At 67.1% G+C, this 13,871-nt stretch carries 12 protein-coding genes; 5 read left to right on the plus strand and 7 right to left on the minus strand.

Features of this window, described 5'->3' with window-relative positions; translation table 11 throughout:
* Window positions 1–16: 16 nt before the first annotated feature.
* From ACYVDN_RS06990 to dapE, 3 genes are all read right to left on the minus strand, one after another.
* On the minus strand, window positions 17–190 hold the full coding sequence (locus ACYVDN_RS06990; RefSeq protein WP_460569784.1) for a DUF3117 domain-containing protein: 174 nt from the start codon (window positions 188–190) through the stop codon (window positions 17–19).
* Between the two features lie 94 nt (window positions 191–284).
* Window positions 285–1,580 carry a hypothetical protein gene (locus tag ACYVDN_RS06995; protein ID WP_460569786.1) on the minus strand — a complete coding sequence of 432 codons (1,296 nt, stop codon included), beginning with the start codon at window positions 1,578–1,580 and terminating at the stop codon, window positions 285–287.
* Window positions 1,562–2,635 (minus strand): succinyl-diaminopimelate desuccinylase, encoded by a 1,074-nt coding sequence (gene dapE / locus ACYVDN_RS07000; protein WP_460569788.1) that lies wholly within the window; start codon window positions 2,633–2,635, stop codon window positions 1,562–1,564. Before dapE ends, ACYVDN_RS06995 begins: the two co-directional genes overlap by 19 nt.
* A 17-nt stretch (window positions 2,636–2,652) precedes the next feature.
* On the opposite strand from dapE, the gene dapD reads away from it, so the two are divergent.
* Together dapD and ACYVDN_RS07010 are read left to right on the plus strand one after the other, a co-directional pair.
* A complete protein-coding gene (gene dapD / locus ACYVDN_RS07005; protein ID WP_460569790.1) occupies window positions 2,653–3,636 on the plus strand; it encodes a 2,3,4,5-tetrahydropyridine-2,6-dicarboxylate N-succinyltransferase in 984 nt (327 codons plus the stop codon).
* 81 nt (window positions 3,637–3,717) lie between these two features.
* Window positions 3,718–6,288: a penicillin acylase family protein gene (locus ACYVDN_RS07010; protein WP_460569792.1), complete on the plus strand. Its 2,571-nt coding sequence runs from the start codon at window positions 3,718–3,720 to the stop codon at window positions 6,286–6,288.
* Window positions 6,289–6,347: 59 nt separating this feature from the next.
* Here the strand turns inward: ACYVDN_RS07010 and ACYVDN_RS07015 are convergent, their stop codons facing one another.
* The 4 genes from ACYVDN_RS07015 to ACYVDN_RS07030 all read right to left on the minus strand — a co-directional run bounded on the left by ACYVDN_RS07015 (window position 6,348) and on the right by ACYVDN_RS07030 (window position 9,623).
* Entirely contained in the window at window positions 6,348–7,673 is a 1,326-nt protein-coding gene (locus ACYVDN_RS07015) for a citrate synthase (protein WP_460569794.1), read from the minus strand.
* A 117-nt stretch (window positions 7,674–7,790) separates the two neighbouring features.
* Window positions 7,791–8,897, minus strand: a complete 1,107-nt coding sequence (gene dapC, locus ACYVDN_RS07020) for a pyridoxal phosphate-dependent aminotransferase (protein WP_460569796.1) — start codon at window positions 8,895–8,897, stop codon at window positions 7,791–7,793.
* 10 nt (window positions 8,898–8,907) lie between these two features.
* Window positions 8,908–9,228, minus strand: coding sequence for an indolepyruvate ferredoxin oxidoreductase subunit alpha (gene fdxA / locus ACYVDN_RS07025; protein ID WP_460569798.1), 321 nt, complete (start codon window positions 9,226–9,228; stop codon window positions 8,908–8,910).
* 38 nt (window positions 9,229–9,266) lie between these two features.
* Entirely contained in the window at window positions 9,267–9,623 is a 357-nt protein-coding gene (locus ACYVDN_RS07030) for a hypothetical protein (protein ID WP_460569800.1), read from the minus strand.
* A 145-nt stretch (window positions 9,624–9,768) separates the two neighbouring features.
* On the opposite strand from ACYVDN_RS07030, the gene efeU reads away from it, so the two are divergent.
* From efeU to efeB, 3 genes are read left to right on the plus strand one after another with little or no spacing between them, the layout of a single operon-like run.
* The gene (efeU, locus tag ACYVDN_RS07035) at window positions 9,769–11,379 is read left to right on the plus strand and encodes an iron uptake transporter permease EfeU (RefSeq protein ID WP_460569802.1); all 1,611 of its coding nucleotides are present in this window, start codon (window positions 9,769–9,771) and stop codon (window positions 11,377–11,379) included.
* Window positions 11,366–12,589, plus strand: a complete 1,224-nt coding sequence (efeO, locus tag ACYVDN_RS07040) for an EfeM/EfeO family lipoprotein (RefSeq protein ID WP_460569804.1) — start codon at window positions 11,366–11,368, stop codon at window positions 12,587–12,589. The genes efeU and efeO overlap by 14 nt, the downstream gene beginning before the upstream one ends.
* Entirely contained in the window at window positions 12,586–13,869 is a 1,284-nt protein-coding gene (efeB, locus tag ACYVDN_RS07045; protein ID WP_460569806.1) for a Dyp-type peroxidase, read from the plus strand. Before efeO ends, efeB begins: the two co-directional genes overlap by 4 nt.
* Window positions 13,870–13,871: the final 2 nt, after the last annotated feature.

Genomic DNA, 13,871 nt, shown 5'->3' on the forward strand with positions numbered 1-13,871 from the left:
GCTCAGTGCAGGCGTGTTAGCTGCCGTCTACGACGGAAGCGAGCACGTCGTGGAGCTCCTTGGCTTCGGCGTCATTGACCGAAACGACGAGCCGGCCTCCACCTTCGAGAGGAACGCGCACGATGATGAGTCGCCCCTCCTTCACAGCCTCCATGGGTCCGTCTCCGGTTCTCGGCTTCATGGCCGCCATGTCTAGCTCCCCTTTCGTGGATGTTCTTCCATTATCCGCTATCGCGAGTACGGCAGCCAATCGCCGCGGCGTGGTCGTGACGCGTCGTGACGCATCACGGGGGCGACCAGTCGGCTCCGTCGACGCCCCAGCAGAGCAGTAGCCAGCACCACTGGAGCACGAGGAACAGGATGACCATGCCGACCCGATACGTCTTGCTTCTCGGCTGCGCGATCGCACCGAGCAGCGGCGCCATCGGGGCCAGCAGGCGGAACGTGCTGGACTGCGGGAAGAAGACGGCGAGCAGGTACAGCGCGTACGCGACAGACCAGAACCGCAGGTCGACGCCGAGGCGGCGTACCGCCGGGCTGAACATCGCGAGGGCGAACAACGCGATGATCAGCAGAAGGGTCAGGTAGCCGAGCCAGGCGGGCACTCTCAGCCAGACGGCGAACCACCAGTCGACCGCTTGGAACCACGGCGCGAACGGCAGGAGGTGGTTCGCACCGATGTAGTCGGAGCGCCAGGTCAGCTCCGTCGCCGTGTAGGCGTCGGGAACGTGGGTGACCAGCCCGGCGATGATCGGCCACGCGATTCCGCTGATGCCGGCAACGACGGTGACGGCGACGGAGGCGACGCGCTCGCGCACCGGGAACGGATCCTTCTTGCGCACCACCCAGCGATAGATGACGTGGAAGCCCATCGCCAGGGCGAAGGCCAGCCCGCTCGGACGAGTGAACGCCATGACGACGACGGGCACGAGCATCCACCAGTACCGACGCCGCAGCATGAGATACAGCGCCAGGATCAGGAAGAAGAGGTACATCGACTCCGCGTACGCCACCTGGAACAGCGGTGAGATCGGGCTGACGCAGAACAACACGACCGCGAACAGGCTGACCGACCCCGGCAGCCGCAACGCCATCAGCCGATAGAAGAGCAGCGCCGCACCGAGGCCGAGGCCGAACGAGACTGCGACCGCGACGGGGGACCATGGCAGCGCCGTGGCGATCATCAGGGCGCGAACCACGAACGGGTACGCGGGCAGGAACGCCCACGCGTTCTGCTGCAGAACCCCGTCCTGGTCGACCGGCAGGGTCTTCGGGTATCCGGACTCCGCAACGATGTCATACCACCGGCCATCCCAGATGGACGCGAAGTCGAAGTAGTCGGGGTGGGCGCCGGTCCAGGGATTCGGGCCCTGAACACTCGCGAGAACGAGCATCATCACGGTCGTGACCACTCGCGCGAGGAGGTAGACGACGATCACCTTCACCCACCACGGAGTGAGGCGATACCGGATGCGCAGCCCGGCAGGCATCCGCCGCGACCGCCGCGACCGGCGCGTCGCTGTGCGATGCAGCGCCGTCTCGGCGCCCACCCCGGTCTCGGTCACCGCGCGGTCAGCCAACGGCGCAGCCCTGTCTCGCAGGCCGCGATCTCGGAAAGCGCGACGCGCTCGTCGTCCGCGTGCGCCTTGAGTGCATCGCCCGGGCCGTAGTTGACGGCCGGGATGCCGAGGGCGGCGAACCGCGCGACATCCGTCCACCCGTATTTGGGCTTGGCCGTCGCACCGACGGCATCGAGGAAGTCCGTCGCGAACGGGGTGTCGAGTCCTGGACGTGCGCCCTCCGCGAGGTCGGCGACGGTCACCAGGTCTTCCCCGAACAGCTCCTGCAGGTGCTCGATCGCCTCGTCGCCGCTGCGGCTCGGAGCGAACCGGTAGTTGACGTGCACGACGCACTCGTCGGGGATGACGTTGGTGGCCACTCCTCCGCTGATCAGCACGGCGTTGAGCGCCTCGCGGTAGGTGAGCCCTTCGACTTCGACCTCGCGCGGCTGGTACGACGCGAGCTTCTGGAGGATCGGGGCTGCTTTGTGGATGGCGTTCTCGCCGACCCAGGGACGAGCGGCGTGGGCTCGCAGCCCGGTCGTGCGAACGTCGACGCGCAGGGTGCCGTTGCAGCCGCCTTCCACGTCGGCGCCTGTGGGCTCACCGAGCACGGCGAAGTCGGCTTCGAGCAGGTCTGGTCGCTCGTCCGCCAGTCGACGCAGGCCGTTCAGGTCGGAGGAGACCTCTTCGTTGTCGTACCAGAGCCAGGTGACGTCGTAGCGCGGGTCATCCAGCTCCGCGGCGAGCACGAGCTGCACGGCCACGCCGGACTTCATGTCGACCGTGCCGCGCCCCCAGAGGTAGTCGATGCCGTCGATGGTCTCGAATCGCGTCGGAAGGTTGTCGTTGACCGGCACGGTGTCGATGTGCCCGGCGATGGCGACCCGTTGCGGCCGGCCCCGGTTCGTGCGGGCGACCACGCAGTTGCCGAGTCGCGTCACCGTGAGGTGCCCGAACGGACGGATGGCGTGCTCGATGGCATCCGCCAGCTGCTGCTCGCCGCCGGAGACCGACTCGATGTCGCAGAGGGCCTGAGTGAGTTCGACCGAGCCGGCCGTAAGGTCGAGAGGCACCCTACTAATCTAGATGCATGCCCGCCGCCGAACCCGACGCCGTCCTGCCTCCGCCGAGCCACGCTTGGGGCTATGGACTCGTGACGGTGGCCGCAGGCGGCACGGTGCTCGACGCCTGGTTCGGTGCACCACACCTCGGCCGGGTGCCGCAGGACAGGGACAGGTGGCTGGTGCCCGCCGAGCTCGAATCGCAGACCGGTGAGGATTCCCGCCGCAACGTGCGCATCGACGCACAGGTCGTCGAGATCGAGCTGGCCTCCCCCGTGCAGAGCACGCCGGACGCCTATCTCAGGCTCCACCTGCTCTCCCACCTGCTCGTGCAGCCGAACACGATCAGCCTCGACGGCATCTTCGCCCACCTGCCGATCGTGGCCTGGACCAACGCCGGTCCGATGCACCCCGACGACTACGCGAGCATGCGGCCTTCGCTGCAGCGCGCAGGCATCCAGGCTTCCGGCATCGACAAGTTCCCTCGCCTGCTCGACTACGTCGTGCCCGATCGGGTGCGCATCGCCGATGCTTCGCGGGTGCGTCTCGGCGCACATCTCGCGCCAGGCACGACGGTGATGCACGAGGGATTCGTGAACTACAACGCCGGCACGCTCGGCTCCTCCATGGTGGAGGGACGCATCTCCCAGGGCGTCGTCGTCGGCGACGGCTCCGACATCGGGGGCGGGGCCTCCATCATGGGCACCCTCTCCGGCGGCGGAACGCAGCGTGTCTCGATCGGCGAGCGCTCCCTGCTCGGCGCCAACAGCGGCATCGGCATCTCGATCGGCGACGACTGCGTCGTGGAGGCCGGTCTCTACGTCACGGCGGGTACGAAAGTCGTGCTGGTGGGCTCCGCTCCCGACGCGTCCGGTGCGCCGCAGACGATCAAGGCCGTCGAGCTGTCGGGGATGCCCGGCCTGCTGTTCCGCCGCAACTCGCTCACCGGCGCCGTCGAGGTTCTGCAGCGCAGCGGCCACGGGGTGACGCTCAACGCCATCCTGCACGCCTGAGCGAACTCTCACTCGCCTGGCGCCCGATAGCATGCCTCCCCGAGGAGTCGTCACGAGGGAGTGCCGACGCGAAGGAGTGAAGTGGGCACCGATGCGCCGCGCCTCACCGGGAGGCATCCGTTCTGGCGGTTCCTGGGCATCTTGATCGCCATCGTCGCGACGCTGGCAGTCGTCGCGGCGGTGCTCGGATTCTGGACCGTGACCCGCTCCTTTCCGCAGACCAGCGGCACGATCGCCATCCCGGGGTTGAAGGCGAAGGTCGAGGTACAGCGCGATGACGCAGGCATCCCGCAGATCACGGCATCGAGCGCGCACGACCTCTTCCTCGCAGAGGGCTACGTGCACGCCCAGGACCGCTTCTGGGAGATGGACTTCCGCAGGCACGTCACGGCAGGCCGCCTCAGCGAGCTGTTCGGCGCGAGCCAGCTCGGCACAGACGAATTCATCCGCACCCTCGGCTGGCGGCGCGTCGCCGAGCAGGAGGTGAAGCAGATGGATGCCACCACTCTGTCCTACTACCAGGCCTACGCCGATGGCGTGAACGCCTACCTCGCCGGCCACAAGGGCGCGGACGCGTCGCTGGAGTATGCGGTCCTCGGCCTGCAGAATCCCGGCTACACCCCCGAGAAGTGGACGCCCGTCGACTCCGTGTCATGGCTGAAGGCGATGGCATGGGATCTGCGCTCCAACCTCGACGACGAGACCGACAGAGCCTTGCTGGCGACCAAGCTCACACCGGATCAGATCGCGGTTCTGCACCCGCAGTATCCGTACGGTGAGCATCCCACGATCACGGATGCAGGCGGCGGGTCGACCTCCGCGAGCACGACGCGCTCCGACGCAGCCCCCGCGGCCAACATCGCGCAGAGCGGTCAAGGTGCCGTCGATGACGCCTCGGAACTCGCCACGCAGCTGCGGGCAGCCTTCGACTCCGTGCCACCGCTCCTCGGGGTCAACAGCGACGACATCGGCTCGAACTCGTGGGTGGTCGCGGGATCGCACACAGCAACAGGCAAGCCGTTGCTCTCGAACGACCCGCATCTCGGTCCTGCTGCGCCGAGCATCTGGTACCAGGTCGGCCTGCACTGCTCGAAGGTGACGGTGTCCTGCCCCTTCGATGTCGCCGGCTACAGCTTCTCCGGGCTCCCTGGCGTCATCATCGGGCACAACCAGAGCATCGCGTGGGGCTTCACCAATCTCGGCCCCGACGTCACCGACCTCTATCTCGAGAAGGTCACCGACAAGGGATACGAGTACGACGGAAAGGTCGTGCCGTTCACGACGCGCACGGAGACGATCGCGGTGGCCGGGGGAAAGCCGGTGACCATCACGGTGCGCTCCACGAAGCACGGCCCGATCGTCTCCGGCGGCGCCTACGACACGATCACCGACAGCCATCGAAAGGCTTCTGGCGGCCTTCCCGGCGGCCGGTATGCCCTTTCGCTGCAGTGGACCGCGCTCACCCCGGGCCACACGGCAGAAGCGATCTTCGCCCTCGATCGCGCGACCGACTGGCAGGGCTTCCGCGGCGCGGCGAAGCTGTTCGACGTGCCTGCGCAGAATCTCGTCTACGCCGACACCAAGGGCAACATCGGCTACCAGGCCCCTGGCAGCATCCCGATCCGCAAACAGGGCAACGGCACGACGATCACGCCCGGGTGGACGAGCCAGTTCGGCTGGAGCGGCTACATTCCGTTCGACCAGCTGCCGAGCGTGTACGACCCGCCGAGCGGATACATCGTGACCGCCAACAACGCCGCCGTCGGCCCTGACTATCCCGTGAATCTGACACAGGACTGGGACTCCGGCTACCGCGCCGATCGCATCACTTCCGACCTCGCGAAGCTGATCTCCGCAGGCCACAAGATCACCGCGGCGGACATGTCGAAGATCGACGCCGACGACTACGACGCGAACGCCGCGGCGCTGGTGCCCGTGCTGCTCGATACTCCTCTCGACCCCGGCACTCGCAAAGCCGTCGATCTGCTGAAGGACTGGAACCGTCACGACGACGCCGACAGCGCGGCGGCCGCGTTCTTCAACATCTTCTGGCGCAACCTGTTGAACGACGCGTTCGCCCGCAAGCTCCCAGCCGGCACCGCGCCGGTCGGCGGCGATCGCTGGTTCCAGGTCGTCGATTCCTTGGCGACCCAGCAGAACTCAAGCTGGTGGGCCGACACCGAGCTCGGGCTGGAGAACCGCGATGACATGTTCTCCTACGCCGCAGATCAGGCGTACCGCGAGGCGGTCAAGCTGATGGGACCCGAGATGTCGGACTGGCGATGGGGCGACATCCACACCCTCGAGATCACGAACGAGAGCTTCGGTGAGTCGGGCATCGCGCCCATCGAGTGGCTCTTCAACCGCGGGCCGTACAAGCTCAGCGGCAGCTCGTCGGTGGTGGACGCTGTGGGCTGGGATGCCTCGGTCGGCTACCAGGTCAACTGGGTTCCGTCGATGCGGCAGGTGGTCGACCTGTCGGACTTCGACCACTCCACCTGGATCAACCTCACGGGCGAGTCAGGCCACGCCTTCAACCCGCATTACGTCGACCAGACGCCGCTTTGGCAGACGCAGCGCACGCGGCCGTGGCCGTTCAGTGCTGCGGCCGTGGCGAAGGCGACCCAGGAGACGCTGACGCTGACGCCATAGCGCGCGAGATGCGCGCGGCATGCCGCGAGCTCCTCAATCCACGGAGGGGGCGAGGGGCGTCAGCGCTCGGCGGGGTAATCGCGCTCGGTGCGGCCGACGTAGAGCTGCTGCGGGCGGCCGATCTTGGTCGCCGGATCCGCGTTGAGTTCGCGCCAGTGCGCGATCCAGCCCGGCAGGCGTCCGATCGCGAACAGCACGGTGAACATGCGCGTCGGGAATCCCATCGCCTTGTAGATGACGCCCGTGTAGAAGTCGACGTTCGGGTAGAGCTTGCGCTGCACGAAGTAGTCGTCATCAAGCGCGATCTGCTCGAGCTCCTTGGCGATGTCGAGAAGCGGGTCGTGAACGCCGAGCGCCTCGAGCACGGCATCCGCGCTCTCCTTGACGAGCTTGGCCCGCGGGTCGTAGTTCTTGTACACCCGATGACCGAAGCCCATCAGGCGCACGCCGTCTTCTTTGTTCTTCACGCGCTCGACGAAGCGGTGAACGCCCTCCCCCGAGTCGCGGATGTCGGCGAGCATGTCGAGGACGGCCTCGTTCGCGCCACCGTGCAGCGGACCGTAGAGCGCGTTGATGCCGGCGGAGACCGAGGCGAACAGGTTGGCCTGCGTCGAGCCGACGAGACGCACGGTGGACGTCGACGCGTTCTGCTCGTGGTCCTCGTGCAGCATGAGCAGACGCTCGAGCGCCTTGGAGACCACGGGGTTGACCTCGTACGGCTCGGCGAGCGTTCCGAAGTTGAGACGAAGGAAGTTGTCGACGAAGCTCAGCGAGTTGTCCGGGTAGAGGAACGCCTGGCCGAGGCTCTTCTTGTGAGCGTAGGCGGCGATGACCGGCAGCTTCGCGAGAAGACGGATGGTGGAGAGCTCAACCTGCTCAGGGTCGTGGATGCTCAACGAGTCCTGGTAGAACGTGCTGAGCGCTGACACGGCGCTGGAGAGCACCGACATGGGGTGTGCGTCGTGCGGCAGCGCGCTGAAGAAGCGGCGAAGGTCTTCGTGCAGCAGAGTGTGACGGCGGATGCGGTCGTCGAACTCGGCGAGCTCGGTCGGCGTCGGCAGCTCACCGTGGATCAGCAGCCACGCGACCTCGAGAAAGCTCGAGTTCGCCGCGATCTGCTCGATCGGGTAACCCCGATAGCGCAGAATGCCCGCTTCCCCGTCGATGTACGTGATCTCCGAACGGGTGGCTGCCGTGTTGACGAAGCCGTAGTCGAGCGTCGTCAGCCCGGTCTGCTTGGTCAGCGTTGAGAAGTCGATGCTGGAGGCGCCTGCCGTGCCGGGAAGGATCGGGAACTCCGCCGTACCGCCCGGATACGTCAGAGTGGCTCGCATGTCGCCGTCCCCTCCGTCGTGACCTGCGTTCACTGCGCCTCCTTCGAGCATGCGCCCATTTCGTGCTGTTACCGCGTTCGTGCTTTTACAGCCTACGGGCAAAGCCGGTCCACTGTCGTTCCCGCCAACAGACGACAGCAACGGTGTGCTGATCCGCACAAGATCGCGTCAGAACGACGCGAGACGATCCGCCGCCGCGGCAATCCGCTCGTCGGTGGCCGTGAGCGACAGCCGCACATGGTTCGGATGGAAGTCGCCGTAGAACACGCCTGGGCCGGCCAGGATGCCGAGATCGGCGAGCCTGCCTAGCGTGGTCCACGCGTCCCTTCCCTCTGTCGCCCAGAGGTAGAGACCGGCCTCGCTGTGGTCGATGCGGAACCCTGCAGCCTCCAGCGCGGGCTTGAGCACCGCACGTCGTGCACGGTACCTCGCGACCTGTTCGGCGACCGCAGCGTCGTCGCCGAGAGCGACCACCATGGCCTGCTGCAGCGGACCGGGCAGCATCAGTCCTGCATGCTTTCGCACCGTGAGCAGCTTCGCGATCAGGGCGGGGCCGCCGGCGAGGAACGCGGCGCGGTAGCCCGCCATGTTCGACTGCTTGCTCAGCGAGTACACGGAGAGCACGCCGGTGTGGTCGTCCCCCACGACGCCGGGGTGCAGGATGCTCGGAACGGGCTCGCTGACCCACCGACCTTCCCAACCGAGCTCGGCATAGCATTCGTCGTTCGCGATCACGGCCCCCAGCTGCCGTGCCCGCTCGACGGCGCGGCGCAGGAACGCCTCGTCGAGCACGCGGCCGTCGGGGTTGCCCGGCGAGTTCAACCAGATCAGTCTGGTGTCGTCCGGCCAGTCATCCGGGTCGTCCGATGCCACGGAACGCGCCTGCACGATGGCCGCGCCGATCGCGTACGTCGGGTAGGCGGCGCGAGGATGCACGACGACGTCGCCGTGCCCGAGGCCGAGCAGCACGGGAAGCAGCGCGACGAGCTCCTTCGACCCGATGGTCGGCAGCACGGCCGAGGTCTTGAGCCCCTGTACTCCGCGACGACGCGCGTACCAGTCGACGATCGCCTCGCGCAGTTGGGGCGTGCCCGCTGTCTGCGGGTAGGCGTGGGCATCCGTCGCCTCGGCGAGCGCCGCGCGGACGGCTTCTGGCGTCGGGTCGACGGGCGATCCGATGGAGAGGTCGACGATGCCGTCGGGATGCCGCCGAGCTCGTTCTGCGTACGGTGCGACGAGATCCCAGGGGTAGTCGGGAAGGTCGGGGCGCGTCACGTCGGCCGGCCTAGTGGTTCTGCGGGGGAAGCGCCGAGATCAGCGGGTGGTCCTTCGGGATCACGCCGATCTTCGCGGCGCCTCCCGGGGAACCGAGGTCGTCGAAGAACTCGACGTTCGCCCGGTAGTAGTCGCTCCACACCTCTGGCAGGTCGTCTTCGTAGTAGATGGCCTCGACGGGGCAGACCGGCTCGCAGGCTCCGCAGTCCACGCACTCGTCGGGGTGGATGTACAGCGACCGCTCGCCCTCGTAGATGCAGTCGACCGGGCATTCATCGACGCAGGCCCTGTCCTTGACATCCACACACGGCAAAGCGATGACGTAGGTCACGGTCGACTGGCTCCTTCTCAGCTCGCGAAAGCGCGCTGTCAGTCTACGGCCCGGCGCAGAGGCCAGCCGACGACCAGCAGCGCGATGACCACCGCGCCACCCAGCCACACCCAGCCGACCGTGCTGTCGGTGACCAGCACTGAGCCGCCGAAGCTCTTCTGCGAGAGAATCCCGATCGCCACGAGCGCACCGAGGCCGGCGCACGCCGCATACAGGCGTCCATCGGACATCAGACGGATGCCCGCCAGCAGGCACGCGAGCGCCAGCAGTGCGACGACGACGCCCCACGGCACTGCGGTCGTGCCGATTGTCGCGCTGTGCACCAGCGTGCCGAGCGTGCCGAACACGATGCCTGCGACGAGCAGCAGCACGGCGACGAGCACTCTGACCAGCATGCGCTCATCCTAGGCGCGCCACACGGTGCCGATTCGCTCTGTGCCTGGGGGTCTCCGACGAGATCGCCATCGCCGGTTGGCGATCGCCGCCGATCTAGGTAAGGTAAGCCTTACCGAAATTCACCCGACCCCCGAAGGCCCCACTGTGCTCGCAACCCTCGTCATCGGTCTTCGCGAAGGACTCGAGGCCGCGCTCATCGTCGGCATCATCGCGGCGTTCCTGAAGCGCAACGGCGCTTCCCTCAAGCCGATGTGGGTGGGGGTCGGAGTCGCCGTCGCGCTCAGCGTCGCGATCGGGTTCATCCTGCAGGCCATCGAGGCCGGTCTCCCGCAGGCGGCGCAGGAGGCGATGGAGTCGGTCATCGGTGCGATCGCCGTCGTCTTCGTCACCACGATGATCCTCTGGATGAAGAAGAACTCGCGCGGCCTGAAGACCGAGCTCGAACGAGAAGCCGCCGCCGCCCTCGGCACGGGGACGACCTGGGCCCTCGCCGGAATGGCCTTCCTGGCCGTGCTGAAGGAGGGCTTCGAGACGTCGGTCTTCCTGCTGGCCACCTTCCAGGCGTCGACCAGCGCTGCTGCCGCCGCCCTCGGCGCCGTGATCGGAATCGGAATCGCGATCGCCATCGGCATCGGCCTCTACACGGGAGGGGTCAAGCTCAACCTCTCCAAGTTCTTCACGATCACCGGCTACTTCCTCATCTTCGTCGCAGGCGGACTCGTGGTCACCATGCTGCGAACGGCCCACGAAGCCGGATGGATCTCCATCGGACAGGCGCCAACGGTCGACCTCTCGTGGCTCGCTCCGATCGGCTCGGTGCAGGCCGCTCTGATCACCGGGGTGCTCGGCATCCCCGCCGACCCGCGAGTGATCGAGGTGCTCGGTTGGCTGCTCTACGTCATTCCGCTGCTCGCGTTCATGGTGTGGCCGAAGCGATTCCGGCCCACCGGCGCCGCTGTGCCGAAGGCGATGTTCTGGTCGGCGGGTGTCCTCGCCGTCGCAGCCATCGTGCTCGCCCTCGCCGTCCCGGCAGGATCTGGGTACACCGCGCCGGCGTCCGCGCCGCTGAGCAACGGCGGAACCGCCACCTTCGCTATAGAGGGAACCTCGGCGAACCTCTCCGTCACAGGCAACGCCGACGCGTCGTACCGATTCGGCGGATCATCGAGCACCGCCCACGACGGCGCCGACCGCGTCTGGAGCACCACCGTCTCTGCGCGCCCCTCCGACCGTCCGGCCGCGCTCACACTCGATGAGCTCGTCGACCTCACGGGCGGCCGCATCCCGGTCGGAATCGACCCGACGCACGCACCTGGCCCTTACAGGACATCGTGGACCAGCACGTCCCGCGTCACCGTGTACAGCTTCGGCGCAGGTCTGGTGGATGCCTCGAGCCAGGTTCGCACGGTCGTCACCGTCTCCGGTGGCGGCCTGTCAGGACCTCGTGCATTCGCCGTGCCCGACGGCGGCGCAGCGTGGTCCGTGAAGTCCGGCCACGTCGCCGACGTGAGCGCAGCGATCGCGACCGAGAAGGCATCCGTGAACGAGGCGATGCTGTGGAAGCTCTGGCTCCCGCTCGTCTTCGCCATCGCCGCCGCCATCGTGGCCATGCGCGGACTGCGCATCCGTCGCGCGATCACCACTCCGACTTCGACCGGACAACCGGTCGTAGCACCGCCCGCCCCGGCACAAGCAGACGCCGACACCGCAGCGTCTTCGACCCCCACCAGGAGCACTCCCTATGCAGCCAAGTAGCCGCAGACGCCTCACCGGCGTCTCGACCGCCGCGACCATCCTCAGCGTCGCCCTCCTCCTCGCCGGATGCGCCAGCGATTCAGGTGCAGCGCAGAAATCCACCTCCGGCGCCGCGCAGGTGAAGATCACCATGACGAACAACGGCTCGAACGACGTCTGCTCTATCGACCACACCTCGGCTGCGGCCGGGCCCATCACGTTCACGGTCCAGAACAAGAGCGCAACCGGCATCACCGAGGTCGAGCTCCAGAGCGACCAGCGCATCATCGGCGAGAAGGAGAACCTGGCACCGGGCCTCAAGCCGGTGAGCTTCACTCTCACGCTCGGCGGCGGCAAGTACACCGTGTACTGCCCTGGGGCGAACAAGGAGAATCAGACCTTCACCGTCACGGGAAAGGCGGCGGCGCCCAAGACCGGAACGGTGCAGACCCTCCTCAAGCAGGGCTCGACCGAGTACGCGGGATACGTGGACGACCAGATCGCCGGGATGGTCACGAGCGTCGGAGCCTTGAAGGCTGCGATCGACTCCGGTGATGTCGCGGCGGCCCAGAAGGCATACGGCCAGGCCCGCCCCTTCTACGAGCGCATCGAGTCCGACGTCGACGGATTCGTTCTGCCGGGCACCAAGGCGAACGACAATGCCGGAAATCTCGACTACCTGATCGACATGCGCGCATCGAACCTGGACCCGGCGGTCGGTTGGCACGGGTTCCACGCCGTCGAACGCGACCTGTTCCAGGCGGGCGCCATCACGGATGGCACGAAGCAGCTGGCGACGGAGCTGCAGAAGAACGTGACGACCCTGGCGGGCCTCGCCCAGAAGCTGAGCTACAAGCCGGAGGATCTCGCGAACGGGGCTGCTGGCCTTCTCGAAGAGGTGCAGTCCGAGAAGATCAAGGGCGAAGAAGAGGCCTTCAGCCACATCGACCTCGTCGATTTCGCGGCCAACGTCGAGGGCTCGCAGCAGGCCTTCGAGTACCTCAAGCCCGGACTCACCAAGATCGACTCGTCGCTCACCAAGCAGATCAGCACGCAGTTCGACAAGGTGAACGCCCTGCTCGATACCTATCGAGACCCGTCGGCGATCGGCGGTTACGTCACCTACACGCCCGCACTCAAGGCGAGCGACGCCAACACGTTGAGCCAGGCAGTGCAGGCGTTGCAGGACCCGCTGTCCCGCCTCGCCGAGAAGATCGCCACCGCTCAATGACGACCGATTCACCACGGCACGAAGACGCGAAGGATGGCTCGCAGCGCGAGCACCTGAGCAGACGCGGCCTTTTCGCGATGGGTGCCGGCGGCCTGGCCGTCGGCGCCCTCGCCGGCGTCGGCGGCACCCTTGCAGCACAGGCGCTGACTCACGATGAACAAGGCGACTCGGTCGATGCCGCACTGAGCTACCCCTTCTACGGCTCGGGCAACCAGTCGGGCATCCGCACCGAGCCGCAACGGCACTGCGTGTACATGACCTTCGACATCGACCCGGGCACCACGCAGACCGCGTTGCAGTCGTTGTTCGCGCTCTGGTCTGCGGGAATCGCCCAGCTGATGCAGGGCAAGCCGGTCGGCCAGGTGCAGCCGAGCAGACCCGACGCCGTCGGACAGGACACCGGCGAGGCCGTCGACCTGGGACCGAACGCGCTCACCGTCACCCTGGGACTCGGTCCAGGCGTCTTCGACGACCGGTTCGGCCTCGCCTCGAAGAAGCCCGCGCTGTTGAAGCACCTTCCAGCACTGCCGAGCGACAACCTCCAGGACGGCCTCACGGGCGGCGACCTGAGTCTTCAGGCCTGCGCGGAGGACCCGCAGGTGGCATACCACGCCATCCGCGACCTGGCCCGGATCGGCCGAGGCACTGTGAGCACGCGGTGGACCGTGATGGGCTTCGGCCGCGCATCGGCGGGCGCGAACCAGACCACGCCTCGCAACCTGATGGGCTTCAAGGACGGCACGCGCAACATCCGCTCAGACGAGGAGTTCCGCGACTTCGTCTGGCTGGGCGACAACGCCGACTGGATGTCGGGTGGCACGTATCAGGTGGCGCGCAAGATCCAGATGAACGTGGAGATCTGGGATTCCGACCGCATAGGCGACCAGCAGAACGTGTTCGGGCGCAGCAAGACCGAGGGCGCGCCGCTGAGCGGGACCAAGGAGTTCGACACCCCGGACTTCCACAAGACGGCGCACGGCGAGACCGTCATCCCGCAGAACGCGCACATCGCGCTCGCCGCCCACGAGAACAACAAGGGCGTCAAGATCCTTCGGCGCTCGTACAACTACACCGACGGCATCAACCAGTACGGACAACTGGATGCCGGGCTGCTGTTCATCGCGTACATGAACGACCCCGAGCACTTCGTGACGCTGCAGACGAAGCTGGGCTCCTACGACCGACTGAACGAGTACATCTCGCACATCGGATCGGCGGTCTTCGCCGTTCCCCCTGCCCCGGAGACCGGCCACTACATCGCCGAGAAGCTGTTCGCCTAGCC

The organism is Humibacter soli, from assembly GCF_054779035.1.

Coding starts and splice junctions, on each gene's coding strand:
- ACYVDN_RS06990 (WP_460569784.1), bottom strand. CDS start 190: ATGGCGGCCATGAAGCCGAGAACCGGAGACGGACCCATGGAGGCTGTG.
- dapD (WP_460569790.1), top strand. CDS start 2,653: ATGCCCGCCGCCGAACCCGACGCCGTCCTGCCTCCGCCGAGCCACGCT.
- ACYVDN_RS07015 (WP_460569794.1), bottom strand. CDS start 7,673: ATGCTCGAAGGAGGCGCAGTGAACGCAGGTCACGACGGAGGGGACGGC.
- ACYVDN_RS07030 (WP_460569800.1), bottom strand. CDS start 9,623: ATGCTGGTCAGAGTGCTCGTCGCCGTGCTGCTGCTCGTCGCAGGCATC.
- efeO (WP_460569804.1), top strand. CDS start 11,366: ATGCAGCCAAGTAGCCGCAGACGCCTCACCGGCGTCTCGACCGCCGCG.
- efeB (WP_460569806.1), top strand. CDS start 12,586: ATGACGACCGATTCACCACGGCACGAAGACGCGAAGGATGGCTCGCAG.